This window comes from Mycolicibacterium neoaurum ATCC 25795, from assembly GCF_000691525.1.
Classification (GTDB): Bacteria; Actinomycetota; Actinomycetes; order Mycobacteriales; family Mycobacteriaceae; genus Mycobacterium; species Mycobacterium neoaurum.
Window position 1 is genome coordinate 171150 of record NZ_JMDW01000009.1, and the last position, 23097, is coordinate 194246.

Sequence of the window (23097 nt, forward strand, 5' to 3'; positions counted from 1 at the left end):
AACATCCAGGTGCACATCCACGACGTCGTGATGCCCGCCGCGGAACGCGACGGGCATCACGGGGTGGGTGGTCTGGGTTCAGCTGGCGTATGACCGCAACCGCTCGGCCCGATCTCCGTTGCGGAGCTTGGACATCACTTCGCGCTCGATCTGGCGGACCCGCTCGCGGGACAGCCCGAACAGCTTGCCGATCTGATCGAGGGTGCGCGGCTGGCCGTCGTCCAGACCGAAGCGCAGCCGGATGACCTGCTGCTCACGCTCGTCGAGGGTGGCAAGCACATACCGGATATCGGTATGCAGGAGCTCGGAGATCACGGCGTTCTCGGCCGACATCGCCTCGGCGTCCTCGATGAAGTCACCCAACGGTGCCTCTTCGTCACTGCCGACCGGCATGTCCAGGCTCACCGGGTCGCGGCTGTGCTCCAGCAGGTCGGTGATCTTCTCGACCGGGATGCCCGACTCCTCGGCCAGCTCTTCGTCGGTGGCCTCACGACCGAGATTCTGATGCATCTCGCGCTTGATGCGGGCCAACTTGTTGACCTGTTCGACGAGGTGGACGGGAAGCCGGATGGTGCGGCTCTGATCGGCCATACCGCGGGTGATGGCCTGGCGGATCCACCACGTCGCGTAGGTCGAGAACTTGAAGCCTTTGGCGTAGTCGAACTTCTCCATCGCGCGGATCAATCCGAGGTTGCCCTCCTGGATCAGGTCCAGCAACGGCATGCCGCGACCGGTATAACGCTTGGCCAGCGACACCACCAGACGCAGGTTGGCCTCCAACAGATGACGACGCGCTGCGTCACCGTCACGGACCACGGCCGCCAGATCGCGGCGTTTCGCCTCGCCGAGACGCTTCTTGGTGTCCAAGACATGCTGGGCGTACAGACCGGCCTCGATGCGTTTGGCCAGCTCGACTTCGTCGGCCGCGTTCAGCAGCGCGGTCTTACCGATGCCGTTGAGATACACGCGGACCAGGTCTGCGGCGGGGCTCTGGGCGTCCAGATCGGAATCGATGCGGCTTGCGGTGGCGATCGCCATTTACGGCCTCCTGCTCGGCGGAACTGTCACTGCGTACAACGCCCGAGGGGGTTCGTGAGTTCCCGCTCGGTTCCAGTGGCATACCACCTGACCTGCGGCTTTAAACAGACGACCTGAGAATGTCCTGAGAAGTGCCGAAGAGGCTGCTCAGTCGGGAACGCCGGGGCCCGCATGCGGACTGCCCGCACTCGGATCGGGCCGCACGGGTGCCTGCAGCGCCGGACGCTCGGCCGTCGGGAACAGCGGAGTACGCCGGCCCGAACGAGCATCGGGGTAGCGGCGCGGCTCGGAGGCGCTGCGCGGCGGACGGTCGTTGGCGATCAGCACCGCGATCCACGGCAGCGGGATCGAGGCCACGATGATCGCCAGCGAGATCAATCCGTTGTGCCAGACCCCGTAGGCGACGGCGGCCAGTACGAGCGCGGGAATGCGGAAGGACATCAGCGTCAGGTACTTGCGCACCCGGGCGCGGTGCTGCTCGTCGTGGGGAAGTGCAGCGCGGGTGATGAGCACCGGGCGACCTTGGTCGTCGAAACTCAGCTCAGGGCTTTGTTTCATATCTTTACTGTCCCACACCCGCGACACCTCCCGCACCTGCCGGGCACAATGGTGGGATGCAGACCCAGACCATCGAGCGGCCCGATACCGACGAACGCGTCGACGACGGGACAGATGACGACGCCCCCAAGGTCTTTCATTACGTAAAGAAGGACAAGATCGCCGAAAGTGCCGTCATGGGCACGCATGTCGTCGCGTTATGCGGTGAGGTGTTCCCGGTGACCAAGGCCGCCAAACCCGGTTCGCCGGTGTGCCCGGACTGCAAGAAGATCTACGAGCAACTCAAGAAGTAGCGTCGCCTGGATCGGGCCGCGGCTCGGACTTGGCGGTGCCGGCCCGCGCGGTGTCGGTCTTGGCCGATATCCACTCGCGAACCCGGTCCGCGTGCGTGACCGGGGCCGGCCACTCCTCCTGGATGGCCGCATTGAGTTCGGCGCCGATCATCACCGCGAAGCCCGCCAGGAAGGCGAACAGCAGGAAGGCGATCGGGGTCGCCAGTGCGCCATAGGTGTAGCCGGTCGCGGTGATCCAGGTCAGATAGAACCGAAGGCTGAACGTGGCGATCAGGAAGACCGCGGTGGCCAACACCGCGCCGACGACCAGTCGATGCGTGGGCAGCGGACTCGGTAGCGAGACGCGATAGAGCACGGTCACCACGACGATCAGCGCGATCACCAGCACGGGGTAGTAGCCGTACTGCAGCGCGTGCGACCAGCTCTCCGGGATGTACTCGGTGATCTTGCGCGGTCCGAGCGCGATGAACGGGGCGGTCAGCACCGCGCTGACCAGCATGATCACGTAGAGACCGAGCGCGAAGAAGCGCTGTCGGACCGGGTGGCGCAGCGGGGTCTGATCGTGCGCCTCGACCACCGAGTCCACGAAGGCCGACACGGCCGACGATCCTGCCCACAGCGATATGACGAATCCGAGCGACACCACCTCGCCGCGGGCCGAGCGCACGATGTCGTAGATGGTCGGCTCGATGATCTCGTTGACGACGTTCTGCGAGAAGAATCGTTCCGAGGTGCCGATCAACTGCTCTTCGATGGTCGGCAGGGTGTCGGGACCGAACAGCGGAGCGAGATAGGCCAGACTGCCCAGCATCCCGAGCAACAGCGGGGGCAATGAGAGTGCGCACCAGAATGCGGCTTGCGCGGACTCCGAGAAGATCGAATCGTCCCACGCCTTCGACAGCGTGCGCTTGAGGATGGGCCAGATGTGGTGGCGTGACGGTCTTGTCGAGGACTGGTCGCTCATCACTGGTCCAGCATTCCCGACGAAAGCACGCGCCGCCCCGAGGGGCGGCGCGTGATGTTCGCTATGCGTCGACCGGACTGACCTCGATCACGGCGGCCAGTTCGATCAGCTTCGCCTCGTGCTCGTTGGCGTGATGCTGGCAGAACAGCAGCTCGGCACCGGAGGGCAGCTTGGCGCGTACGCGTGCGGCGGCACCGCAGCGGTCGCAGCGATCCGCCCGGGTCAGTTCCGGACTCATCAGGGTTGCGTTCACGGCGCTTCCTCCGTTCTGCCTGGGTGCGTATGTCTACTGTGTCAGACGTTTTCGGTTCTGGCCTTGTTCCCCGGGGGTTCACCGGTGTGTCGTGTCTCACTGCGCCGGCGTTACCGTACGGGCAACCTGGACAGCGTGAGTACCCACACCGAGCTCCTTTTGCACCTGTGCGCCGCCGAAGAATGGGAGCGGGCCCGCGTTGCCGGTGAGCACCGGCCGGCATCGCTGGACGATGTCGGATTCGTGCACCTCTCCACTCCTGAACAGGTGCATCTGCCCGCCAATCGCTTGTTCGCGGGGCGGACCGATCTGGTACTGCTGCACATCGACCCGCGGACGCTGACCGATGAGGTGCGATGGGAGCCCGGGGTGCCGACCGATCCCGAATCGATGGTGTTCCCACACCTTTACGGCCCGTTGCCGACCGCTGCTGTGACAAGTGTCACGCGGTATCTGCCGGCGGCCGACGGCCTTTTCGCCGCACTCGGGTGAACGTCTTCGGACACGCCGCCATGGTAGTCACCGGTACGTTGAGCCGGTGATCTCAGAGCAGCGGGTCGCAGTGGTGACCGGTGCCAGCCGCGGTGCCGGGCGCGGCATTGCGACCGCACTCGGCGAGCACGGGTGGAAGGTCTATGCCACCGGACGCACCATCGACGCCGCACCGACCGGCGGCGTGGCGATCCGGCTGGACCACGCCGATGATGCCGCCGTGGGGGAGTTGTTCGCGCGCGTCGGCGCCGACGAGGGCGGGCTGGATCTCCTCGTCAACAACGCCGCCGTGGTCCATGACGACCTGACCGGGTCGAAGCCGTTCTGGGACAAGCCGATCGGCCTCGGCGATGTGCTCGACGTCGGCCTCCGCTCGGCATATGTCGCGTCCTGGCACGCCGCGCCGCTGCTGTTGCGGCGCCCACGCGGGTTGATCGCCTTCACCTCGTCGCCGGGGTCGGTGTGCTACATGCATGGTCCCGCCTATGGGGCGCAGAAGGCTGGGATCGACAAGATGGCCGCCGATATGGCCGTCGACTTCCGCGGCACCGATGTCGCGACGGTGTCGATCTGGATGGGCATCCTGCTCACCGAGCGGCTGCGGCGCGCGTTCGACGGCAAGCCGGAGGCTTTGGCGGCGACCGCCGAGCACGCCGAGACCCCGGAGTTCACCGGACATCTGATCGACGCACTGTTCGCGGATCCGGAGCTGGCCGCGCTGTCCGGGCACACGCTGATCGGAGCGGAGCTCGGTGAGCGCTACGGCATCACCGACGACGGTGGCCGCCGCCCACCGTCGCACCGCGCCTGGCTGGGCGCCCCGCGGACGCCCAGCGACACCGTCGTCCGATGACGGACCCGACCACCTAGTCGAGGTAGTCGCGCAACACCTGGGAACGGCTGGGGTGGCGCAGCTTGCTCATCGTCTTGGACTCGATCTGACGGATGCGCTCACGCGTCACGCCGTAGACCTGACCGATCTCGTCGAGGGTGCGCGGCTGCCCGTCGGTGAGGCCGAACCGCAGGCGCACCACGCCCGCTTCACGCTCGGAGAGGGTCTCCAGCACCGACTGCAGCTGGTCCTGCAGCAGCGTGAACGACACCGCGTCGACGGCCACCACGGCCTCGGAGTCCTCGATGAAGTCACCGAGCTGGCTGTCACCCTCGTCGCCGATGGTCTGGTCCAGCGAGATCGGCTCACGCGCGTACTGCTGGATCTCCAGCACCTTCTCCGGCGTGATGTCCATTTCCTTGGCGAGTTCTTCGGGGGTGGGTTCGCGACCCAGGTCCTGAAGCAGCTCACGCTGGATGCGCCCCAGCTTGTTGATGACCTCGACCATGTGCACCGGGATGCGGATGGTGCGGGCCTGGTCGGCCATGGCGCGGGTGATGGCCTGGCGGATCCACCAGGTGGCGTAGGTCGAGAACTTGTAGCCCTTGGTGTAGTCGAACTTCTCGACGGCGCGGATCAGGCCGAGGTTGCCCTCCTGGATGAGGTCCAGGAACGCCATGCCACGTCCGGTGTAGCGCTTGGCCAGCGACACCACCAGTCGCAGGTTCGCCTCCAGCAGATGATTCTTGGCACGGTCACCGTCGCGGCAGATCCACTGCATGTCGCGGCGCTGGGCGGCGGGCAGCTTCTCACCCTTTTCGGTGAGCTCGGTCATCAGCTGAGTGGCGTACAGGCCGGCCTCGATGCGCTTGGCGAGTTCGACCTCCTCCTCGGCGTTGAGCAGCGCGACCTTACCGATCTGCTTGAGGTAGGCGCGCACCGAGTCCGCCGAGGCGGTGAGCTCGGCGTCCTTACGGGCCTGCCGCAGGGCCTCGGATTCCTCTTCGTCCCAGACGAAGTCTCCGGAGGCCTTGTCCTTCTCGGACGGTTCGGCGATATCGTCGTCGCCGTCCTTGGCCGGCTTGGCCGCGGCGGGGGCCGCGTCATCGCCCTCGGCCTCTTCATCGGAATCCGCGTCTGCGGTGTCGGCCTCGTCGTCGGTCTCCAGGTCGTCGATCTCGACATCCTCGAGATCGTCGCCGGGCTCGACATCCAGATCATCGGCACCATCGAGTTCCTCGCCGAGGTTCACTTCCTCGCCGGACTCGTCCTTCTTGCCTCGCGGCGATGCGGCCTTGGCCGGTGCCTTCTTGGCGGGCGCCTTCTTCGCGGCCCGCTTGGCCGGTGCCTTCTTGGCCGGCGCCTTTTTCGCGGCGGTCTTGGTGGCGGTGGCCTTCACCGGCTCATCGGTTGCCGGGCTTGCCTCTGTCGCTGCCACGTACACCCTCTCGGTAATGCTGGACGGTGACCACGCGCAGGCGTCACCGACATTCTTCGGCTGTCTCGAATAGTGGCGTCGTATCTCTTGGGATATCCGCCGCTATCTGTCGGTGGCGGCCGCCGTCGACCATTGTAACGACAGTGTGGTCCACCACCGTGCCGAGCGGCAAATCCGGGCGTGTGTTACTGCACGTGAATGCCCTTGGCGGCCATCGCCGCGCCGACGATTCCCGCCGAGTTGCGCAGCGCGGCAGGCACCACGGGCGTGCGGTTCTTGAGCATCGGGATCCAGCGGTCGGCCTTGCGGCTGATACCACCGCCGGCGATGAACAGGTCGGGCCAGATCGCGTTTTCGATGGTCACCAGCACCTTGGTCACCTCTTCGGTCCAGCGCTGGTAGTTCCATTCCTTGCGCTCCTTCACCGAGGAGGCTGCCCGGTGCTCGGCTTCCTTGCCGTCGACCTCGAGATGACCGAACTCGGTATTGGGGAGCAGCACGCCGTTGTAGATCACCGCCGACCCGATGCCGGTGCCGAACGTGAGGAGCACGATCAGACCGCTGTTGTCCTTGCCCGCGCCGTATTGCTCCTCGGCAAGGCCCGCGGCATCGGCGTCGTTGAGCACGGTCACGTGCTGACCCTCCAGCACGTTGCTGATCACCTCGGGGGCGTTGGTGCCGATCCAGCCCTTGTCGACGTTGGCCGCGGTGCGCACGACGCCGTTGGTCACCACGCCCGGATAGGTGACGCCCAGGGGGCCGGTCCAGCCGAACTCGCGGACCACGGCCGCCACGGTGGCCGCGACGGCGTCCGGGGTGGCAGGTTGCGGGGTCGCCAGTTTGATCCGGTCGCCGATGAGGGTTCCGGTATCGAGGTCGACGATGCCCCCCTTGATACCGCTGCCGCCGACGTCGACGCCGAAGCCAGTATTGGGCGAATCGGTCATTGGAACGCTCCTCAGCAGGGTCCGGCGGGCAATCCGACATCACCCTAACGGGTTGTGGTGCGATGTACCCATGACTGATCCGCAGACGTTGCGCCAGGTGTCCGAGCAATTGGCCACGGAGGCGGCAACTTTCGTGCAGACCCGACGGGCAGAGGTGTTCGGGGCCGCGCCGGTCGCCGATGCGGTACAGGCCAAGAGCACGCCGACGGACCCGGTGACCGTGGTGGACACCGAGACCGAACGGCTGCTGCGTGACCGTCTGGCCGAGTTGCGGCCCGGCGAGCCCATCCTCGGTGAGGAGGAGGGTGGTTCGGCGGTGGCCGAACCCGGCGTCCCGGTTTGGGTGATCGACCCCATCGACGGGACGGTGAACTTCGTCTACGGCATCGAGGCCTATGCGGTGTCCGTCGGCGTCCAGATCGATGGTGTCTCGGTCGCCGGCGCGGTGGCTCATGTGTCGACCGGCGAGATCTACTCGGCGGCGGTGGGGCACGGCGCGACGGTCACCGGCGCCGGTGTGCGGACCGAGTTGCGCTGCAACACCATCGACGATCTGTCGATGGCGCTGGTGGGCACGGGCTTCTCCTACGATTCGGCGAACCGGGCCAGGCAGGCCGAGGTGCTGGCCGCGCTGTTGCCGCAGGTGCGCGATATCCGGCGCATCGGGTCCTGCGCGCTGGACCTGTGCATGGTGGCGCGGGGACGTCTTGATGCCTATTTCGAGGACGGCGTGCACGTGTGGGACTGGGCGGCCGGTGCGCTGATCGCCGCCGAGGCCGGAGCCGTGCTGCGACTGCCTGCCACCGGAGGGAGCGACGGGAGCGGTGCGCTGATGGCCGCCGCGCCCGGTGTCGCCGAGGCGTTGGCCGGCCGGATCTGAGAGCTCAGCAGGTGGCGCTGTGGATCTTGGTCAGCAGCGCGGCGTCGGCCGGTTGGGTCGCGTCGGGCCGCAGGCCGGCCAGCATCGCGTCGATATCGTCACTGCGACTGAACTCGCTGAACTCGGTGCCGACCGCCAGGTCAACGGTGTCATCGGTGCGGCCGTCCTGGAACAGCTCGGTGCACGGCGCGACGAGCCAGACCGCGGCCGCGGCCGCCCGGCCCGCCTCGCCGAACCGGATCTGACCCTGGCATTGGAGTCTGCTGTTGGCATACACCGGGTCGTTGGCCGCGGTGGGCTGGGCGAAGCCCAGACCCTGTAGCGCCCCGGACACATCGGCGGCCTGCCCGGCTTGACCGCTGGCGTTGAGGACGCGCACCTTGGTATCTGCGAGGCGGGCGGGCATCACCTCGGCCATTTCGGTACGCGAGACGGGTTCGCCGAGTTGGGTCTGGGTCGCGTCAGCGGCAGGCGGTGGCGCATTGCAGGCCACCGCTTCGGGCACCACGGTCGACTGGTTGAGCGCGACGACCCAGATCACGCCGGTCACCAGGGCCAGCACCACGAACAGGCACAGCACCGGGATGACGTTGCGGCGACGGAACGGCCGACCGTGCTTGTCGAACGCCGTGCCGTCGGTGATGGATGCGACCACCACTGCACCTTAGAGGTACGCCGCGATGGGTGCTTCTACCAGTACGTTTGTGCTGTGACATAAATCACAGTCAATCTGAACCCAATCGGGGCACGAATCATTTGGCGTAGGCGTTCTGCGCTGGTACAAAGCCTTGCTGCATGACGCTGCATGAAATAGGAGGGGATTGAATGGCCACCGACTACGACGCTCCACGGCGAACAGAGACCGACGACGTCTCGGAGGATTCGCTCGAAGAGCTCAAGGCGCGACGCAATGAGGCCCAGTCGGCCGTCGTCGACGTCGACGAATCGGAGTCCGCCGAATCGTTCGAACTGCCCGGCGCCGATCTGTCCGGCGAGGAACTGTCGGTGCGGGTCGTGCCCAAGCAGGCCGACGAGTTCACCTGTTCGAGCTGCTTCCTGGTGCACCACCGCAGCAGGTTGGCAAGCGAGAAGAACGGCGTGATGATCTGCACCGACTGCGCCGCCTAGCGCCGCATAACCGGTCCCGGTGATCCAGTAGTCAGCTGCGCAGGGCCGCCAGCACCCGGTCCGGGTGCCGGCAACTGACCAGCCAATAGGGGGTCGGATCATCGGGATCGTCGAGTACCACCAGCACCATCGGGCCGACCCAGGCCCGGTGCAGCACATAGGCCGCTGGGTCCAGTTGGCGACCCAGGGCCGACGATTTGGCCGATCGGGGAACCTCGGCCGACCGGGCGATCAGGTTCACCGGCAGATGTGCCGGACCCGCCCACAACTCGACCGGCGCCTCGTCTGAGGTGCCGTTCTGGACGACCCGGACTTCCATCCGTCCCATCCACATCAGCGCCGCCGCCGCAACGGGGAGCAGCACCGCATAGGGCACCCAGTCCGGCAGGGCGGCCACGCCCATGTTGACCTCGGCGGCGATCAGTGCGGCGAGGCCCAGTCCGGGCAGCCAGAACCACCACGGGACCCGGAGTCGCTCGCGGTAGCGCACGGTTTGGGCGATGGCGCGCGTATCGGACACGTGCCCAAGAGTAATCTTTGCGCCCGTGCCCTCTTCTCTGCCGGTCGTGCGATTGGATCGCGACCTTCCGATGCCCAGCCGGGCGCACGACGGTGATGCCGGCGTAGACCTGTACAGCGCCGTCGATGTCGACCTCGCGCCGGGGCATCGCAGCCTGGTCCCGACCGGGATCGCGGTGGCCATCCCGCACGGGATGGTCGGTCTGATCCACCCGCGGTCGGGATTGGCTACGCGCGTGGGTCTTTCGATCGTGAATAGTCCAGGAACCGTCGACGCCGGGTACCGTGGTGAGATCAAGGTGGCGTTGATCAACCTCGATCCGCAGCAGCCGATAGCGGTGCGACGCGGAGATCGCATCGCACAGTTGTTGGTTCAGCGGGTCGAGCTTCCGGAGCTGGTCGAGGTCTCGTCATTCGACGAGGCCGGGCTGGCTGACACTTCCCGTGGCAGTGGTGGCCACGGCTCTTCAGGCGGACATGCGAGTTTGTGATGACAGATAACGACGACGAAGATTTCGACGGCCCGTTCGACATCGAGGACTTCGACGACCCGGAGTCCGCGACGGTGGCGCGCCTGGACCTCGGTTCGGTGCTCATCCCGCTGCCGGCCGCCGGTCAGGTGCAGGTGGAGCTCACCGATCAGGGTGTGCCGAGCTCGGTCTGGGTGGTCACGCCCAACGGCCGGTTCACGATTGCGGCGTACGCGGCGCCGAAGTCGGCGGGGCTGTGGCGTGAGGTGGCCACCGAGCTGGCTGAGTCGCTGCGCAAGGACGGCGCCAAGGTGCGCATCGAGGACGGCAAGTGGGGCCGTGAGGTCGTCGGTGCCAGCACTTCGGTTCCACAGGGGCAGCAGCCCGGCGTGGTGCGCTTCATCGGTGTCGACGGTTACCGGTGGATGATCCGCTGTGTCGTCAACGGGCTCCCGGAAAAGGTCGACGCGCTGGCGGTCGAAGCGCGAGAAGCGTTGGCCGACACGGTTGTTCGTCGCGGTGACACGCCGTTGCCGGTGCGCACACCGCTGGCTGTGCAGCTGCCGGAGGCGATGGCCGCCCAGCTGCGTGCCGCGGCGGCCCAGCAGGCCGCCGCTCAGCAGGCCCAAGCCCAGGCTCAGGGGCAGGTCCCGCCGGAACCCGCAGCGCGGCGCAGCGCGCAAGGCACCGCGATGCAGCAGATGCGCAGCACCATCACCGGCGGCTAGAGCCCGCTCAGAGCGGTCAGGCAGGCCGCACCGAGGCGTGCCGGGTCGGCTCCGATCTCGTCGAGGGTCACCGTCTGCAGTGCGGCGCGCGGCGCCGCGGCGGCCCACTCGTAGCCGACCTGCCCGGGATGGATCGGGTCATCGATGGCCGCGGCAATGCCCATCGGCACCGTCAGCGTGCGTAGTTCATCGACCGTCGGAGCCACATATCCGGCGGCCTCCTCCATCGCATCGGGCAGGCCCGGCCACTGCCCGGCCCATGACCGGGCCAACTCCTCGGCCAGCCAGGCCGGACTCGATGCCCGCATCGCGGTGATCGTCGGCGCCAGCCCCTCGGTGCGTAGCTGATGCGCCGACGCGCGTGCCGCCAGCGCGGCCACGGCGTCCCCGGGCGCCCCCGACCAGGCGGGCAGCGCGGCGAGCACCGCGACGGTGCTGTCCGGGTGGGCCAACGCCCAGTGTGCGGCGACGGCCGCGCCGATCGACACCCCGCCGACCGCGATCGGACCGGCCGCCGCGGCGGTCTCGGTCAGCGCCGCCAGATAGCCGTCGATCAACCCGTGCGGGTCGGGAGCCGGGGTGAGTACCACCGCGCCCACCGCGTGCAGCGGCTCGGCGAAGGCGCGATAGGCGTAGTCGTCGTCGGATCCGGTGCCTGCCATCAGAACGGTCGTGACGCCTGTCAAGTCGACGGTCATCATCCGATCGTGCCGCGCCGATGCCCGGCGTGGCGAATCGGAACCAACAGGTCTACGGTGGCGTTGGTCAGTATGCGGATCGAAGACGATTCGCGGTGAGGGAGAGGTCATGGCTACCGCCGAGGGGTATCTTCGCCGGCTTACCCGCCGGTTGACGGAAGATCCCGAGCAACGCGATGTCGAGGAACTCAGCGATGAGGCCGCCGGCACCGGCGCGCAGAAGGCCATCGACTGCGAGCGCGGTCAGGAAGTCACCATGGTCGGCACGCTGCGCAGCGTCGAATGCAACGGCAAGGCCTGCGCCGGGGGCGTCAAGGCCGAACTGTTCGACGGGACCGATGCGGTGATGCTGGTCTGGCTGGGCCAGCGGCGCATCCCCGGTATCGAGACCGGCCGGACCCTGCGTGTGCATGGACGAATCGGCAAGCTCGACAACGGTGCGAAGGCGATCTACAACCCGCACTACGAGATCCAGAAGTGACGGGGGATACCTCCGAAGTCACCGCCGAGGAACCCGCCAAGAAGGGCGGCCAGGCGATCCTGGACCAGATGGGCGGCATCAGCGGCCTGATCTACTCCTCGCTGCCGGTCCTGGTGTTCGTGCCGGTGTCCACCAAGTTCGGTCTGATGCCCGCGATCTGGGCGGCACTCGGGGTGGCGGCGCTGGTCCTGGTGTGGCGGTTGATCCGGCGTGAGACGGTGCAGCCCGCGGTATCCGGTTTCATCGGCGTCGGGATCAGCGCGCTGATCGCCTGGTGGCTCGGTGAATCACGCGGCTACTTCGCCTACGGGATCTGGATGTCGCTGGTCTACGCCGCGGTCTTCACCGTGTCGATCGTGATCCGCCGACCGTTGGTGGGTTACGCCTGGGGTTGGTTCAGCGGTCACGGTAGGGATTGGCGCTCGGTGCGCCGGGCGGTGCTCGCCTTCGATGTGGCGACCTTCGCGTGGGCGATCGTCTTCGCATCGCGGTTCGTCGTGCAGCGTCACCTCTACGACGCCGACGACGTCGGCATGCTCGGTGTGGCCAGGATCGCCATGGGCTGGCCGTTGACCGGGGTGGCGGCCGTCATCACCTGGTTCGCCATCCGTGCCGCGCAGAAGGCGCTGCAGGACTCAGCGCGCCTGCGGCCGCAGGAGTAGCTGGCGTAGATCGTCCTCGGCCTCGGTGGTGGCCACGAAAACCAGCTCGTCGCCACCCTCCAAGGGTTCGTCACCTTCGGGGACAATCACCCGCTGGCCGCGCAGGATGGTCACCAGTGACGCGTCACGCGGCAGATTGAGGCGCTTGACGGCCTTGCCGCCCCACGGGGTGTCGTCGGGCAGGGTGATCTCCACCAGGTTGGCCTGGCCCTTGCGGAAACTGAGCAGCCGCACCAGGTCTCCCACCGCCACCGCCTCCTCGACCAGGGAGGCCAGCATGCGTGGGGTGGACACCGCGACGTCGACACCCCAGTTCTCGTCGAAGAGCCACTCGTTGCGAGGATCGTTCACCCGCGCCACCACCCGCGGCACCGCGAACTCCGTCTTGGCGAGCAGGCTCAACACGACATTGGCCTTGTCGTCACCGGTGGCGGCGATCACCACGTCGAATTCCTCGAGCCGCACCGACTCCAGCAGGCTCAACTCGCAGGCGTCGCCGAGACGCCAGTGCGCCGCCGGGATGGCGTCGACGTCGATGTGTTCGGGATCGCGCTCCAGCAGCGTGACCTCGTGGTTGGAAACGAGTTCACGGGCGATGGACCGGCCCACGGCGCCGGCTCCGGCAATGGCCACCTTCATGCGTCGTCCTCGCTGGGCGGTAGAGCCGAGATCGCCATGGCCTCGGCGATGTGACCGGAGATCGCGGCGATGAAGACCTGGTCACCGGCCTGGATGATGGTCTTGGCATCCGGGAGCAGACCACTGCCCATGCGCAGTAGGAACGCAACCCGGCCACCGGTGGTGGTCTCCAGCTCGGTCACCGGATGACCGGCCCAGTCCTGATGCAGCGGGAGCTCGGCCACGCCGACATTGCCCGACGGGTCCCGCCACTTGGTGGTCTCGGACTCCCTGGTCAGCACGTTGAGCAGCCGGTCGGTCGTCCACGGCACCGTCGCGACGGTGGGAATGCCCAAGCGTTCGTAGACCGCCGCGCGTTTGGCGTCGTAGATGCGCGCCACGACGCGCTCGACGCCGAAGGTCTCTCGTGCGACACGCGCGGAGATGATGTTGGAATTGTCACCGGAGGAGACCGCGGCGAAGGCGCCCGCCTCCTGGATTCCCGCACGCAGCAGCACATCCCGGTCGAATCCCATGCCGAGCACGCGCTCGCCGGTGAACTCCGGGGACAGCCGGTTGAACGCGGTGGAATCACGATCGATCACGGCCACCTCGTGTCCGATCCTGGACAGTCCGTCAGCCAGCGATGCGCCGACCCGGCCGCACCCCATCACCACTACCCGCACACTCGGTCCTCTCTGGCCGTCGTCCAGGAATACCGCCATATCCAACACACCGGTGTCCCGGCGCACCCGGAACGCTACAGCCAATCGTCGCTGCGCCTACTCTTGGCACTCGTGTCCAAGCTTTCGACCGCCGCCAGGCGGTTGGTCCTGGGAAGACCGTTCCGCAGCGACAAGCTGTCCCACACGCTGTTGCCCAAGCGGATCGCGCTGCCGGTGTTCGCCTCCGACGCGTTGTCCTCGGTTGCCTACGCACCCGAGGAGATCTTCCTGGTCCTCTCGGTGGCCGGCTTGGCGGCGTACTCGTTCGCGCCCTGGATCGGTCTTGCCGTTGCGCTGGTGATGATGATCGTGATCGCCAGCTACCGGCAGAACGTCCATGCCTACCCCTCCGGCGGTGGCGACTACGAGGTGGTGACCACCAACCTGGGTGGCACCGCGGGATTGACGGTGGCCAGCGCGCTGCTGGTCGACTACGTCCTTACCGTGGCCGTCTCGATGTCCTCGGCGATGGCCAACATCGGATCGGCGATCCCGTTCGTCAATCAGCACAAGGTGTTGTTCGCGGTGCTGGCGATCCTCGTGCTCGCCGCGCTGAACCTGCGCGGCATCCGCGAGTCGGGCACCGCCTTCGCCATCCCCACCTATGCCTTCATGGTCGGGATCTTCGTGATGCTGGGGTGGGGTCTGTTCCAGATCTACGTGCTGGGCCACGAGCTGCGCGCGGAGTCGGCGTCCTTCGATGTGCATTCCGAGCACGGTGACCTCATGGCGGTGGCCATGGTGTTCCTGGTGGCGCGGGCGTTCTCGTCCGGTTGTGCGGCCCTGACCGGTGTGGAGGCCATCAGCAACGGTGTCCCCGCATTCCAGAAACCCAAATCGCGCAATGCGGCCTCGACGCTGCTGATGCTGGGAGCGGTCGCCACCACGCTGTTCATGGGGATCATCCTGTTGGCCAAGGAGACCGGCGTGAAGATCGCCGAGCACCCGGAGACCCAGTTGGTGGGTGCCCCGGCGGGATATCACCAGAAGACGCTGATCGCCCAGCTCGCCGACGCGGTGTTCCACGACTTCCCGGTCGGCCTGTACGCCATCGCCGGGGTGACTGCGCTGATCCTGGTGCTGGCGGCCAACACCGCGTTCAACGGATTCCCGGTGCTGGGGTCGATCCTGGCCCAGGACCGATTTCTGCCGCGGCAGCTGCACACCCGCGGTGACCGGCTGGCATTCTCCAACGGGATCCTGTTCCTGGCATTCGCGGCCATTGCCTTCGTGGTGGCGTTCCAGGCCGAGGTCACCCACCTGATCCAGCTCTACATCGTGGGCGTCTTCGTCTCTTTCACGCTCAGCCAGATCGGGATGGTGCGGCACTGGACGCGGTATCTGAAGGTCGAGACGGACCCGGCCGTGCGTCGGCACATGATGCGCTCACGGGTGATCAACGCCGTCGGCTGTGTGTGCACCGGCACCGTGCTGGTGGTCGTCGTGATCACCAAGTTCATGGCCGGTGCGTGGATCGCCATCCTGGCCATGGGATCGCTGTTCGTGCTGATGAAGATGATCCGCAGGCACTACGACACCGTGGCGCGCGAACTCGACGAGCAGGAAGCCGAACTCGAGGACGTGGTGCTGCCCAGCCGCAACCACGCCGTGGTGCTGGTGTCCAAGCTGCATCTGCCCACCCGCCGCGCACTGGCCTACGCGCGAGCCACCCGGCCGGATGTGCTGGAGGCGATCACGGTCAGTGTCGACGACGCCGAGACCCGCGAGCTGGTGCACCTCTGGGAGGAGAGCGACGTCAGCACACCGCTGAAGGTCATTGCCTCGCCGTACCGTGAAATCACCAGGCCGGTACTGGATTACGTGAAGCGGGTGACGCGGGAGTCGCCGCGCACGGTCGTCACGGTGTTCATTCCCGAGTACGTCGTCGGGCACTGGTGGGAGCAGGTACTGCACAATCAGAGCGCGTTGCGGCTGAAGGGTCGGCTGCTCTTCGAGCCGAACGTGATGGTCACTTCGGTACCCTGGCAGCTCAACTCGTCGGAGCGGCTCAAGACCATGCAACCGCAATCGGCCCCCGGCGATGCACGCAGAGGATTTCTGGATTGATCGAGCTGACGCTGACCACCGGGCCGGCGGCCAACGGGGGCAGCTGTGTCGCCCGTCACGACGGGCGCGTGGTGTTCGTGCGGTACGCACTGCCGGGCGAGGTGGTCCGGGTGCGGGTGGTCTCCGAGCGCGGATCCTATTGGCACGCAGATGTTGTGGAGGTCATCGAGGCCTCGCCCGACCGAATCGACTCGCTGTGCTCCATCGCCGGGGCCGAGGGTTCGGGATGCTGCGATCTGGCGTTCGTGCAACCCGCTGCGGCGCGCCGGATCAAGGGCGACGTGGTGGCCAACCAGCTGAGCAGGCTCGGCGGGTTCGAGTGGTCCGGGGAGGCCGAGCAGGTGGGAACGGGGGGTGCCACCGGTTGGCGCACCCGTGTCCGACTGGACGTCTCGGACGCCGGTCGTGCCGGGTTCCACCGCTACCACAGTGACGAATTGGCCGAATCGCTGCACTGTGCGCAGCTGCCCGCCGGAATGCTCGAGGGCATCGATGGATCGCGTTGGCCGCCAGGGGCGCAGCTACACATCGCCGTCGACGATCTCGGTCGTCGCCATGTCGTACAGGCCGGACCGCGCACCGGACGCAAGGTGAGCACCCAGGTGGTGGAGGGCGACTACGAGGCCGTGCAGGAGATCGGCGGTCGGCGATGGCGCGTTCCGGTGACGGCTTTCTGGCAGGCGCACAAGGATGCTCCGCGCACCTACAGCGAGCTCATCGGTAGCGTCGCCGGTGCACAACCGGGTGGCACGGCGTGGGACCTGTACGGCGGTGCCGGGGTGTTCGCGTCGGTGCTGGCCGACGCCGTGGGGGAGAGCGGCCGGGTTCTCACCGTCGACACCTCCCGAGGTGCGGCGCGATCGGCGCGGGCGGCGCTTGCGGATGCCCCTCAGGTATCGGTGGTGACCGACTCCGTGCGCCGGGTGGTGGCCGCCGAACCATCGCGTCCCGACGTCGCGGTGCTCGACCCGCCGCGTTCCGGTGCCGGCCGTGAGGTCATCGATGCGCTGGCCGGTGTGCCGCGGGTTGTTCATATCGGTTGTGAGGCAGCATCGTTCGCGCGGGATATCGGTGAGTACCGACGCCACGGCTACGACGTGGAGTCGCTGCGCGTGTTCGACTCTTTCCCGCTGACCCATCATGTCGAATGTGTGGCGGTGCTGACCCGCTGACTCGGGCCGCGCGGTGCACCATGACAAGGTGCACGTCCCGGGAGAGAACGCGTAATCCGCCGGCGATCGGTGGTGCGGTCGAGCGGTAGACGGCCCCGGGCCTCTGACGTCGCCTCTGACAATCTCGACAATGCAGCGGTGGATTTCACGTCAGCGGGTATCCGCCGTTTCGGGGTGAATGTTCATGAAAAAGATCTCAGGTACGGCAGTCGCCTACGGCGGCTATGTCCTCTTCCTCGTCGGCTTCATATCGCTGGGCCTGTTCGTCGCAGCACTGGCCGTCGGGAGCGATTCGGCGATGGTGTGCGCCATCGTGTCGGCGGTGGCCTTTGCTTCGGCCGTCGCGGGGTTCCGAACGGGGGCGCGCCGGTTCGGCAGCGTCTGGGCGAAACCGATCACCGATGCTGACTTGCGCGTATACGAGGCCCGCTATCGCGATCGGCGACCGCCCGGCGCGGCTGGTCGCCGATCTTTACCGGCTGGATAATTGCTTTGACTTGACGGATCGTTGGGTTTTCCCAACAATTGCTTGTATGAGTCCGGTGAAACGGGGTGAAACGCTCCCGATCCACAACCGCATCCGCGTTCTGCGCGCGGAGCGCGGTATGAGCCGGGCCGACCTGGCGGCTCTCATCGAGGTCAACCCGCAGACCGTCGGTGCGCTGGAACGGGGCGATCATTACCCGAGCCTCGATCTCGCGTTCCGCATCTGCGATGTGTTCGATCTTCCGGTCGAGGCGGTGTTCTCGCGGACCGAGTTCGCACCGTTGTCCGGCCAGGTCTACCGACGCGACATGGGAGGCGATTGACGATGGCTGACGCGGATGTGATCGAGCGCTACCAGAACTTCCGGACCAGGCGGTTTTTGAAGCAGGAACAGGTGTGGGAGAACTCGCTACCCGGTTGGCGCAGCAGGCGGCGCAGGCGGATTCTCGTGGGAATCCTCGCGGTGACGTTCGTGGCGATGTTCGGCGTCAGCGTGTTGTGCGCATTCGGCGTGTCCTGGGCGCCGCTGCTGTGGCTACCCGCGTGCGTGGTGTTCTTCCCGGCCTGGATCGCCATGCAGATCGTGTCCAGTCGTCGCGGCGACGCGCCGCAGGGCGCGCTGGACGAATTCGAGATAGCCCAGCGCAACAGTGCCCGGTCGATCGGGCTCACCGTCACCCAGAACCTGGTGATGATCCCGGTGCTCTATCTCGTCTTCGGGTCTGTCATCACCGGTGGTACTGATCCCAACATGGCGTATGCGGGCGGCTTGATGGCTTTGACGACGTTGCTCATCGGCGGTTGCACCCCGGCGATGATCCTCGGCTGGACCCGCCCCGACCCCGAACCGGACGTCTGAGCTCAGCTGCGCAGCGCGGTCGACAGCAGGTCGAACAGTCGCCCCTCCCAGTCGCCGACCCGGCCGGTGCGTGCTCTTTCGGCGACGTACGCCCCGACAATGGCATCGATGAGCGCCTCCGGATCGATATCGGCCGGGATACTGCCGTCGGCCTTGAGCTCGTCGACGACGACGACCAGTGCCGCCCGCTGGTTGCCGAGGACTTCCCGGAACAGTCCGCTGAATTCTGGGTCTTCGTCGGTCAGGAGTGAGGCGAAGCCGCCGAATCCGATGCCACCGTCGACTGCGGCGACGGCGTTGCGCACCAGCCAGTGCAGCCGGTCGGTGGTGTCGGCGCGGGGCGGTGGCGGTGTGGGTGTCATCAACTCCGAAAGAGCGGCGCGCAACATGGCGCGCCGGTCCTGGTGCCGGCGGTAGATGGTGGTCTTGGCGATTCCGGATTGGGCCTGAACCGCCTGAATGGTCACCGCTCCGGGTCCCGCTGACCGCAACAGGTGCAGCGCGGTCCCGGTGATCCGACTGCCGACCTCGTCGGAATCCGCCATCGATGGTGTCCTCTCGGTCCCGGGAATGTCCGTCCTCCATTATGCGCTACGCTATACGTAGCGCTACGCAACGCGTAGCGTATCGCATGAAGGAGTGAATGATGAAGAAGTGGAAGGGCACGACCGTCATCTATCTCGGCTACGTCAGCCTGCTGGTCGGATTCCTGTGCCTCGGCCTGACGGTCGCCGCTCTGGCGGCGCGGAGCCCGTGGTTCATCGCGACCGCCGCAGTGCTGGTCGGTGCTTTCGGCGCGGCCGTCATCGGCGTTCGGAAGGGCCTTCGTCGAGGGGTTTCCAGCCTGTGGGCCGAACAACGCCCGTCCGGTGACTCCGAGCGGTACCTGGCCAGATACCGCGGCGGTGCCGGCACCGCGCCCGAGGCGACCCTCGACGTCCCCGTCGTCGGGTCCCGGGCGGCGTGACACCGCGACCGGTAATCTCCGTACCGGTGTGCCGGGAAGTCTGGTCGGCGTTCATTTCGCGCTGACCAAGGGAGCTTCATGAACAACCGCAGACTGCTCACCCTCGGCTCGTGGCCCGAGGCCAAACGGGTCTCGGAGATCCTGCGCAAGGAGACCGTCGGCGGCGTCATCCTGCTCCTCGCCGCGGCGTCCGCCATCATCTGGGCCAATTCGCCTTGGGCGGGCAGCTATTTCGCGATGCGGGACCTCGAGATCGGGGCCGAGCCGTTCGGGTTGCATCTGTATCTGTCGATCGGGCACTGGGCCGCCGACGGTCTGCTGGCCATCTTCTTCTTCGTGGTGGGACTGGAACTCAAACGGGAATTCGTCGCCGGCGACCTGCGCGACCCGGGTCGTGCAGCGCTGCCGATCGCTGCGGCAGTCGGCGGCATGGCGGCGCCCGCGCTGATCTTCGCCGCCATCGCATGGCGCGGAGGCGAGGGCGCGCTGCACGGCTGGGCGATCCCCACCGCCACCGATATCGCGTTCGCCGTGGCCGTGCTCGCGGTGATCTCGACCCATCTGCCGTCGGCGCTGCGGATGTTCCTGCTGACCCTGGCGGTCGTCGACGACCTGTTGGCCATCACGGTGATCGCGGTGTTCTACACCGACGATCTCGACATCGGCGCACTCGCGGCGGCGCTCATCCCCCTGGCGCTGTTCGCGTTCTGTGTGCAACGGGGCATCAAGGCCTGGTGGATCCTGGTCCCGCTGTCCATCGCGACGTGGGTGCTGATGCACGAATCCGGTGTGCACGCGACCGTTGCCGGCGTGCTGCTCGGCTTCGCCGTACCGGTGCACCGATCGGTCACCCGTGCCGGTAAGGACCTCGGTTCCGGCATGGCCGAATACTTCGAACACAAGACCCGTCCGCTGTCCGCGGGCGTGGCGATTCCGGTGTTCGCCTTCTTCGCCGCCGGCGTCGCGCTCGGCGGATTCAGCGGCTTGGCCCAGGCGCTGACGAATCCGATCACCCTGGGCATCGTGGCGGGCCTGGTGTTGGGCAAACCGGTCGGCATCTTCTTGACCACCTGGACGCTGTCGAAGCTCACCCGCGCCGAACTGGACAGTTCGCTGCGGTGGGTCGACGTCCTCGGGGTGTCGATGTTGGCGGGCATCGGTTTCACCGTGTCGTTGCTGATCGGTGATTTGGCTTACAGCGACGCGACACGCGAAGAGTTCGTCAAGGTAGGGGTGCTGACCGGTTCGCTCACCGCGGCAGTCGTCGCCGCGGTGGTGCTGGCCACCAGAAACGCCGCTTACCGCCGAATTCAAGAGGCCGAAACGGCCGACGATGATCATGACGGAGTGCCCGACATCTACCAGCCTCGACAGGACTGACCCATGGTGCGTGGGTAAGCTGGCGGGATGCTTAAACAGATCCGCGGACCAGCAGATCTACAGCGCCTGTCGCAGTCCCAGCTCACCGAGCTGGCCGGCGAAATCCGTGAATTCCTCATTCACAAGGTAGCTGCAACCGGCGGACATTTGGGCCCCAACCTCGGGGTCGTCGAGCTCACCCTGGCGCTGCACCGGGTTTTCGACTCGCCGCACGATCCGATCATCTTCGACACCGGGCATCAGTCCTATGTCCACAAGATCCTGACCGGCCGCGCCGACGACTTCGATCAACTGCGTATGAAGGACGGGTTGTCCGGTTATCCGTCGCGTGCCGAGAGCGAGCACGACTGGGTCGAGTCGAGCCATGCCAGCACCGCACTGTCCTACGCCGACGGGCTGGCCAAGGCTTTCGAGCTGTCCGGGCACCGCAATCGTCATGTCGTCGCCGTCGTCGGGGACGGGGCGCTCACCGGTGGCATGTGCTGGGAGGCGCTGAACAATATCGCCGGGTCCGACCGGCCGGTGGTCATCGTCGTCAACGACAACGGACGCAGCTATGCGCCCACCATCGGTGGCCTTGCCGATCACCTGGCCGCGCTGCAGCTGCAGCCGGGGTACGAGAAGTTCCTCGAACGTGGCCGTGATGTCGTGCGCGGGGTCCCCGTCATCGGTGAGATCTGCTACCAGTGCATGCACAGCGTCAAGGCAGGCCTGAAGGACGCGCTGCAGCCCCAGGCCATGTTCACCGATCTGGGTCTGAAGTACGTCGGCCCCATCGATGGTCATGACGAGCACGCCGTCGAAGCGGCGCTGCGGCACGCCCGTGGTTTCAACGCGCCCGTCATCGTGCACGTCGTCACCCGCAAGGGCATGGGCTACGGGCCTGCCGAGGCCGACGTCGCCGAGCAGATGCACGCCTGCGGTGTGATCGATCCGCTGACCGGTCTGGCGACCTCCGAATCGGCGCCCGGCTGGACCGCGACGTTCTCCGACGAGCTCATCCGGATCGCCCGGCGGCGCCGCGATATCGTCGCGATCACCGCGGCCATGCCCGGTCCAACGGGATTGAGCGCTTTCGGCCAGCAATACCCGGATCGTCTGTTCGATGTCGGTATCGCAGAACAGCATGCGATGACCTCGGCGGCCGGGCTGGCAATGGGGGGAATGCACCCGGTGGTCGCGGTGTATTCGACCTTCCTCAACCGCGCCTTCGACCAGATGATGATGGACGTTGCGCTACACAACCTGCCGGTGACGATCGTGCTCGACCGTGCGGGCGTGACGGGGCCCGACGGTGCCAGTCACAACGGCGTCTGGGACATGTCGATCCTGGGGATCGTGCCCGGGATGCGGGTGGCCGCCCCGCGCGATGCGGCCCGGCTACGCGAGGAACTGGGCGAGGCGCTCGAGGTCAAGGACGGTCCGACGGCGATCCGGTTCCCCAAGGGTGCTGTCGGCGAAGACATTCCGGCGTTGGAGCGGCGTGACGGTGTCGACGTGCTCGCCAAACCTGGACCGGGACTGACCGAGGACGTACTGCTGATCGCGGTCGGGTCGTTCGCCCAGATGGGCCTGGCCGCCGCTCAGCGTCTGCAGCAGCAGGGGATCGGCGTCACCGTGGTCGATCCGCGCTGGGTGCTCCCCGTGCCCGAGGTGTTGCAGGCCATGGCGAAGGCGCACAAACTGGTGGTCACCGTCGAGGACAACGGTCTGCACGGTGGTATCGGATCCTCGGTGTCGGCGGCGTTGCGCCACAACGAGATCGATGTGCCGTGCCGTGACGTGGGTGTGCCGCAGGAGTTCCAGGTGCACGCGTCGCGCGGTGAGATCCTCGCCGAGGTCGGCCTGACCGATCAGCACATCGCCCGACAGATCACCGGGTGGGTCGCCGCACTGGGCTCAGCGGTGGGGGACCGGGTCGAGAACAGCGTCGACTAGCGACCTTGTGCTCAGTCGTCCTCGTCGGGCGGCGCCGCCAGCCGGCGTTGCCGCAGTACCCATGCCGCGATCGCCAGGACAAGTACGAGTGCGCCGAGCACCCCGGTCTGCACGATGGTCCTGGCGAATTCCGGGCCCTGGCCGACCAGCTTCGCCGCCTCCACTGACTGCACCACGATCTCCTTGATGCAGGCCAGGATTCCGACGATCAGAAACGGTTCGACGGCAATCTCGTGCGATCGCAGGCTCGTTCGCACCGCGTAGAGCAGTTCGACGAAGATGAAGATCAGCAGGACACCGTCCAGCAACTCAAGCATCACGTTGGAGGTCGGCGCGTCCAGAAGTGAGAACATGGTCTTGACCTGGGCGACCAGCAGGGCCACCGCTCCGGCCACCAGGATCACCGCGATACCCCAGTAGACGGCGTCCTCGACGATGCTCAGGACGCGGTCGGCGAACCGCTGGCGGTCCTTCTCGTCGTGCGTTTCTTCCTTCTCGGCCATG

30 protein-coding genes are annotated in these 23097 nt (G+C 66.8%); 17 read left to right on the forward strand and 13 right to left on the reverse strand.

Annotated elements, in window-relative coordinates; all coding sequences use genetic code 11:
- Window positions 1-78 precede the first annotated feature (78 nt).
- Together IC40_RS0112740 and IC40_RS0112745 are read right to left on the reverse strand one after the other, a co-directional pair.
- Window positions 79-1038, reverse strand: coding sequence for a sigma-70 family RNA polymerase sigma factor (locus tag IC40_RS0112740; RefSeq protein ID WP_030135098.1), 960 nt, complete (start codon window positions 1036-1038; stop codon window positions 79-81).
- A 147-nt stretch (window positions 1039-1185) separates the two neighbouring features.
- Window positions 1186-1596, reverse strand: a complete 411-nt coding sequence (locus IC40_RS0112745) for a DUF3099 domain-containing protein (protein ID WP_030135099.1) — start codon at window positions 1594-1596, stop codon at window positions 1186-1188.
- 56 nt (window positions 1597-1652) lie between these two features.
- Between IC40_RS0112745 and IC40_RS0112750 the strand changes: the two genes are divergently transcribed.
- Window positions 1653-1889, forward strand: coding sequence for a DUF3039 domain-containing protein (locus IC40_RS0112750; protein WP_030135100.1), 237 nt, complete (start codon window positions 1653-1655; stop codon window positions 1887-1889).
- Here IC40_RS0112750 and IC40_RS0112755 read toward each other — a convergent pair.
- Together IC40_RS0112755 and IC40_RS0112760 are read right to left on the reverse strand one after the other, a co-directional pair.
- The gene (locus IC40_RS0112755; RefSeq protein ID WP_030135101.1) at window positions 1879-2853 is read right to left on the reverse strand and encodes a YihY/virulence factor BrkB family protein; all 975 of its coding nucleotides are present in this window, start codon (window positions 2851-2853) and stop codon (window positions 1879-1881) included. The genes IC40_RS0112750 and IC40_RS0112755 overlap by 11 nt on opposite strands.
- A 61-nt stretch (window positions 2854-2914) precedes the next feature.
- A complete protein-coding gene (locus IC40_RS0112760) occupies window positions 2915-3106 on the reverse strand; it encodes a DUF7455 domain-containing protein (protein ID WP_023985651.1) in 192 nt (63 codons plus the stop codon).
- Between the two features lie 135 nt (window positions 3107-3241).
- Between IC40_RS0112760 and IC40_RS0112765 the strand changes: the two genes are divergently transcribed.
- Window positions 3242-3598 (forward strand): DUF952 domain-containing protein, encoded by a 357-nt coding sequence (locus tag IC40_RS0112765; RefSeq protein WP_030135102.1) that lies wholly within the window; start codon window positions 3242-3244, stop codon window positions 3596-3598.
- A gap of 46 nt (window positions 3599-3644) precedes the next feature.
- Complete coding sequence (locus IC40_RS0112770; RefSeq protein ID WP_030135103.1) at window positions 3645-4451, forward strand: SDR family NAD(P)-dependent oxidoreductase; 807 nt, start codon at window positions 3645-3647, stop codon at window positions 4449-4451.
- Window positions 4452-4464: 13 nt separating this feature from the next.
- On the opposite strand, the gene IC40_RS0112775 is transcribed toward IC40_RS0112770, so the two are convergent.
- Window positions 4465-5868, reverse strand: a complete 1404-nt coding sequence (locus tag IC40_RS0112775; protein WP_030135104.1) for an RNA polymerase sigma factor — start codon at window positions 5866-5868, stop codon at window positions 4465-4467.
- A gap of 185 nt (window positions 5869-6053) precedes the next feature.
- Window positions 6054-6815: a polyphosphate--glucose phosphotransferase gene (gene ppgK / locus IC40_RS0112780; protein WP_030135105.1), complete on the reverse strand. Its 762-nt coding sequence runs from the start codon at window positions 6813-6815 to the stop codon at window positions 6054-6056.
- Window positions 6816-6885: 70 nt separating this feature from the next.
- Between ppgK and IC40_RS0112785 the strand changes: the two genes are divergently transcribed.
- A complete protein-coding gene (locus IC40_RS0112785; protein WP_030135106.1) occupies window positions 6886-7695 on the forward strand; it encodes an inositol monophosphatase family protein in 810 nt (269 codons plus the stop codon).
- 4 nt (window positions 7696-7699) lie between these two features.
- Here the strand turns inward: IC40_RS0112785 and cei are convergent, their stop codons facing one another.
- Window positions 7700-8350 (reverse strand): envelope integrity protein Cei, encoded by a 651-nt coding sequence (cei, locus tag IC40_RS0112790; protein WP_030135107.1) that lies wholly within the window; start codon window positions 8348-8350, stop codon window positions 7700-7702.
- A 170-nt stretch (window positions 8351-8520) separates the two neighbouring features.
- Between cei and IC40_RS0112795 the strand changes: the two genes are divergently transcribed.
- Complete coding sequence (locus IC40_RS0112795) at window positions 8521-8823, forward strand: DUF4193 domain-containing protein (protein WP_015306517.1); 303 nt, start codon at window positions 8521-8523, stop codon at window positions 8821-8823.
- A gap of 31 nt (window positions 8824-8854) precedes the next feature.
- Here IC40_RS0112795 and IC40_RS0112800 read toward each other — a convergent pair whose 3' ends face one another.
- Window positions 8855-9343, reverse strand: coding sequence for a DUF3093 domain-containing protein (locus tag IC40_RS0112800; RefSeq protein ID WP_030135108.1), 489 nt, complete (start codon window positions 9341-9343; stop codon window positions 8855-8857).
- Between the two features lie 25 nt (window positions 9344-9368).
- On the opposite strand from IC40_RS0112800, the gene dut reads away from it, so the two are divergent.
- Entirely contained in the window at window positions 9369-9833 is a 465-nt protein-coding gene (gene dut, locus IC40_RS0112805; RefSeq protein ID WP_030135109.1) for a dUTP diphosphatase, read from the forward strand.
- The gene (locus IC40_RS0112810) at window positions 9833-10540 is read left to right on the forward strand and encodes a DUF3710 domain-containing protein (RefSeq protein ID WP_030135110.1); all 708 of its coding nucleotides are present in this window, start codon (window positions 9833-9835) and stop codon (window positions 10538-10540) included. Before dut ends, IC40_RS0112810 begins: the two co-directional genes overlap by 1 nt.
- On the opposite strand, the gene IC40_RS0112815 is transcribed toward IC40_RS0112810, so the two are convergent.
- Entirely contained in the window at window positions 10537-11238 is a 702-nt protein-coding gene (locus tag IC40_RS0112815) for a hypothetical protein (RefSeq protein ID WP_030135111.1), read from the reverse strand. The two genes, IC40_RS0112810 and IC40_RS0112815, sit on opposite strands and share 4 nt — an antisense overlap.
- Before the next feature lie 109 nt (window positions 11239-11347).
- Between IC40_RS0112815 and IC40_RS0112820 the strand changes: the two genes are divergently transcribed.
- Both IC40_RS0112820 and IC40_RS0112825 read left to right on the forward strand, forming a co-directional pair.
- Complete coding sequence (locus IC40_RS0112820; protein WP_019512968.1) at window positions 11348-11719, forward strand: OB-fold nucleic acid binding domain-containing protein; 372 nt, start codon at window positions 11348-11350, stop codon at window positions 11717-11719.
- Window positions 11716-12381 (forward strand): DUF3159 domain-containing protein, encoded by a 666-nt coding sequence (locus IC40_RS0112825; protein ID WP_030135112.1) that lies wholly within the window; start codon window positions 11716-11718, stop codon window positions 12379-12381. Before IC40_RS0112820 ends, IC40_RS0112825 begins: the two co-directional genes overlap by 4 nt.
- On the opposite strand, the gene IC40_RS0112830 is transcribed toward IC40_RS0112825, so the two are convergent.
- A complete protein-coding gene (locus IC40_RS0112830; RefSeq protein WP_030135113.1) occupies window positions 12355-13020 on the reverse strand; it encodes a potassium channel family protein in 666 nt (221 codons plus the stop codon). The genes IC40_RS0112825 and IC40_RS0112830 overlap by 27 nt on opposite strands.
- Window positions 13017-13685 carry a potassium channel family protein gene (locus IC40_RS0112835; RefSeq protein WP_090559184.1) on the reverse strand — a complete coding sequence of 223 codons (669 nt, stop codon included), beginning with the start codon at window positions 13683-13685 and terminating at the stop codon, window positions 13017-13019. The genes IC40_RS0112830 and IC40_RS0112835 overlap by 4 nt, the downstream gene beginning before the upstream one ends.
- Before the next feature lie 102 nt (window positions 13686-13787).
- On the opposite strand from IC40_RS0112835, the gene IC40_RS0112840 reads away from it, so the two are divergent.
- From IC40_RS0112840 to IC40_RS0112860, 5 genes are all read left to right on the forward strand, one after another.
- The gene (locus IC40_RS0112840) at window positions 13788-15791 is read left to right on the forward strand and encodes an APC family permease (RefSeq protein WP_191293373.1); all 2004 of its coding nucleotides are present in this window, start codon (window positions 13788-13790) and stop codon (window positions 15789-15791) included.
- Entirely contained in the window at window positions 15788-16963 is a 1176-nt protein-coding gene (locus IC40_RS0112845; RefSeq protein WP_030135116.1) for a class I SAM-dependent RNA methyltransferase, read from the forward strand. The genes IC40_RS0112840 and IC40_RS0112845 overlap by 4 nt, the downstream gene beginning before the upstream one ends.
- Window positions 16964-17147: 184 nt before the next feature.
- Window positions 17148-17450, forward strand: a complete 303-nt coding sequence (locus IC40_RS26865) for a hypothetical protein (RefSeq protein WP_138158114.1) — start codon at window positions 17148-17150, stop codon at window positions 17448-17450.
- A gap of 46 nt (window positions 17451-17496) precedes the next feature.
- Window positions 17497-17772, forward strand: coding sequence for a helix-turn-helix transcriptional regulator (locus IC40_RS0112855; RefSeq protein WP_030135118.1), 276 nt, complete (start codon window positions 17497-17499; stop codon window positions 17770-17772).
- A 2-nt stretch (window positions 17773-17774) separates the two neighbouring features.
- Window positions 17775-18308: a membrane protein gene (locus IC40_RS0112860; protein ID WP_030135119.1), complete on the forward strand. Its 534-nt coding sequence runs from the start codon at window positions 17775-17777 to the stop codon at window positions 18306-18308.
- Between the two features lie 2 nt (window positions 18309-18310).
- On the opposite strand, the gene IC40_RS0112865 is transcribed toward IC40_RS0112860, so the two are convergent.
- On the reverse strand, window positions 18311-18853 hold the full coding sequence (locus IC40_RS0112865) for a TetR/AcrR family transcriptional regulator (RefSeq protein ID WP_030135120.1): 543 nt from the start codon (window positions 18851-18853) through the stop codon (window positions 18311-18313).
- A 101-nt stretch (window positions 18854-18954) separates the two neighbouring features.
- On the opposite strand from IC40_RS0112865, the gene IC40_RS0112870 reads away from it, so the two are divergent.
- From IC40_RS0112870 to dxs, 3 genes are all read left to right on the forward strand, one after another.
- On the forward strand, window positions 18955-19275 hold the full coding sequence (locus tag IC40_RS0112870; protein WP_138158113.1) for a hypothetical protein: 321 nt from the start codon (window positions 18955-18957) through the stop codon (window positions 19273-19275).
- Between the two features lie 78 nt (window positions 19276-19353).
- Entirely contained in the window at window positions 19354-20655 is a 1302-nt protein-coding gene (gene nhaA, locus IC40_RS0112875) for a Na+/H+ antiporter NhaA (protein ID WP_030135122.1), read from the forward strand.
- A gap of 27 nt (window positions 20656-20682) precedes the next feature.
- Window positions 20683-22593, forward strand: a complete 1911-nt coding sequence (dxs, locus tag IC40_RS0112880; protein WP_030135123.1) for a 1-deoxy-D-xylulose-5-phosphate synthase — start codon at window positions 20683-20685, stop codon at window positions 22591-22593.
- A gap of 11 nt (window positions 22594-22604) precedes the next feature.
- Here the strand turns inward: dxs and IC40_RS0112885 are convergent, their stop codons facing one another.
- Window positions 22605-23096, reverse strand: a complete 492-nt coding sequence (locus IC40_RS0112885; protein ID WP_030135124.1) for a phosphate-starvation-inducible PsiE family protein — start codon at window positions 23094-23096, stop codon at window positions 22605-22607.
- Window position 23097: the final 1 nt, after the last annotated feature.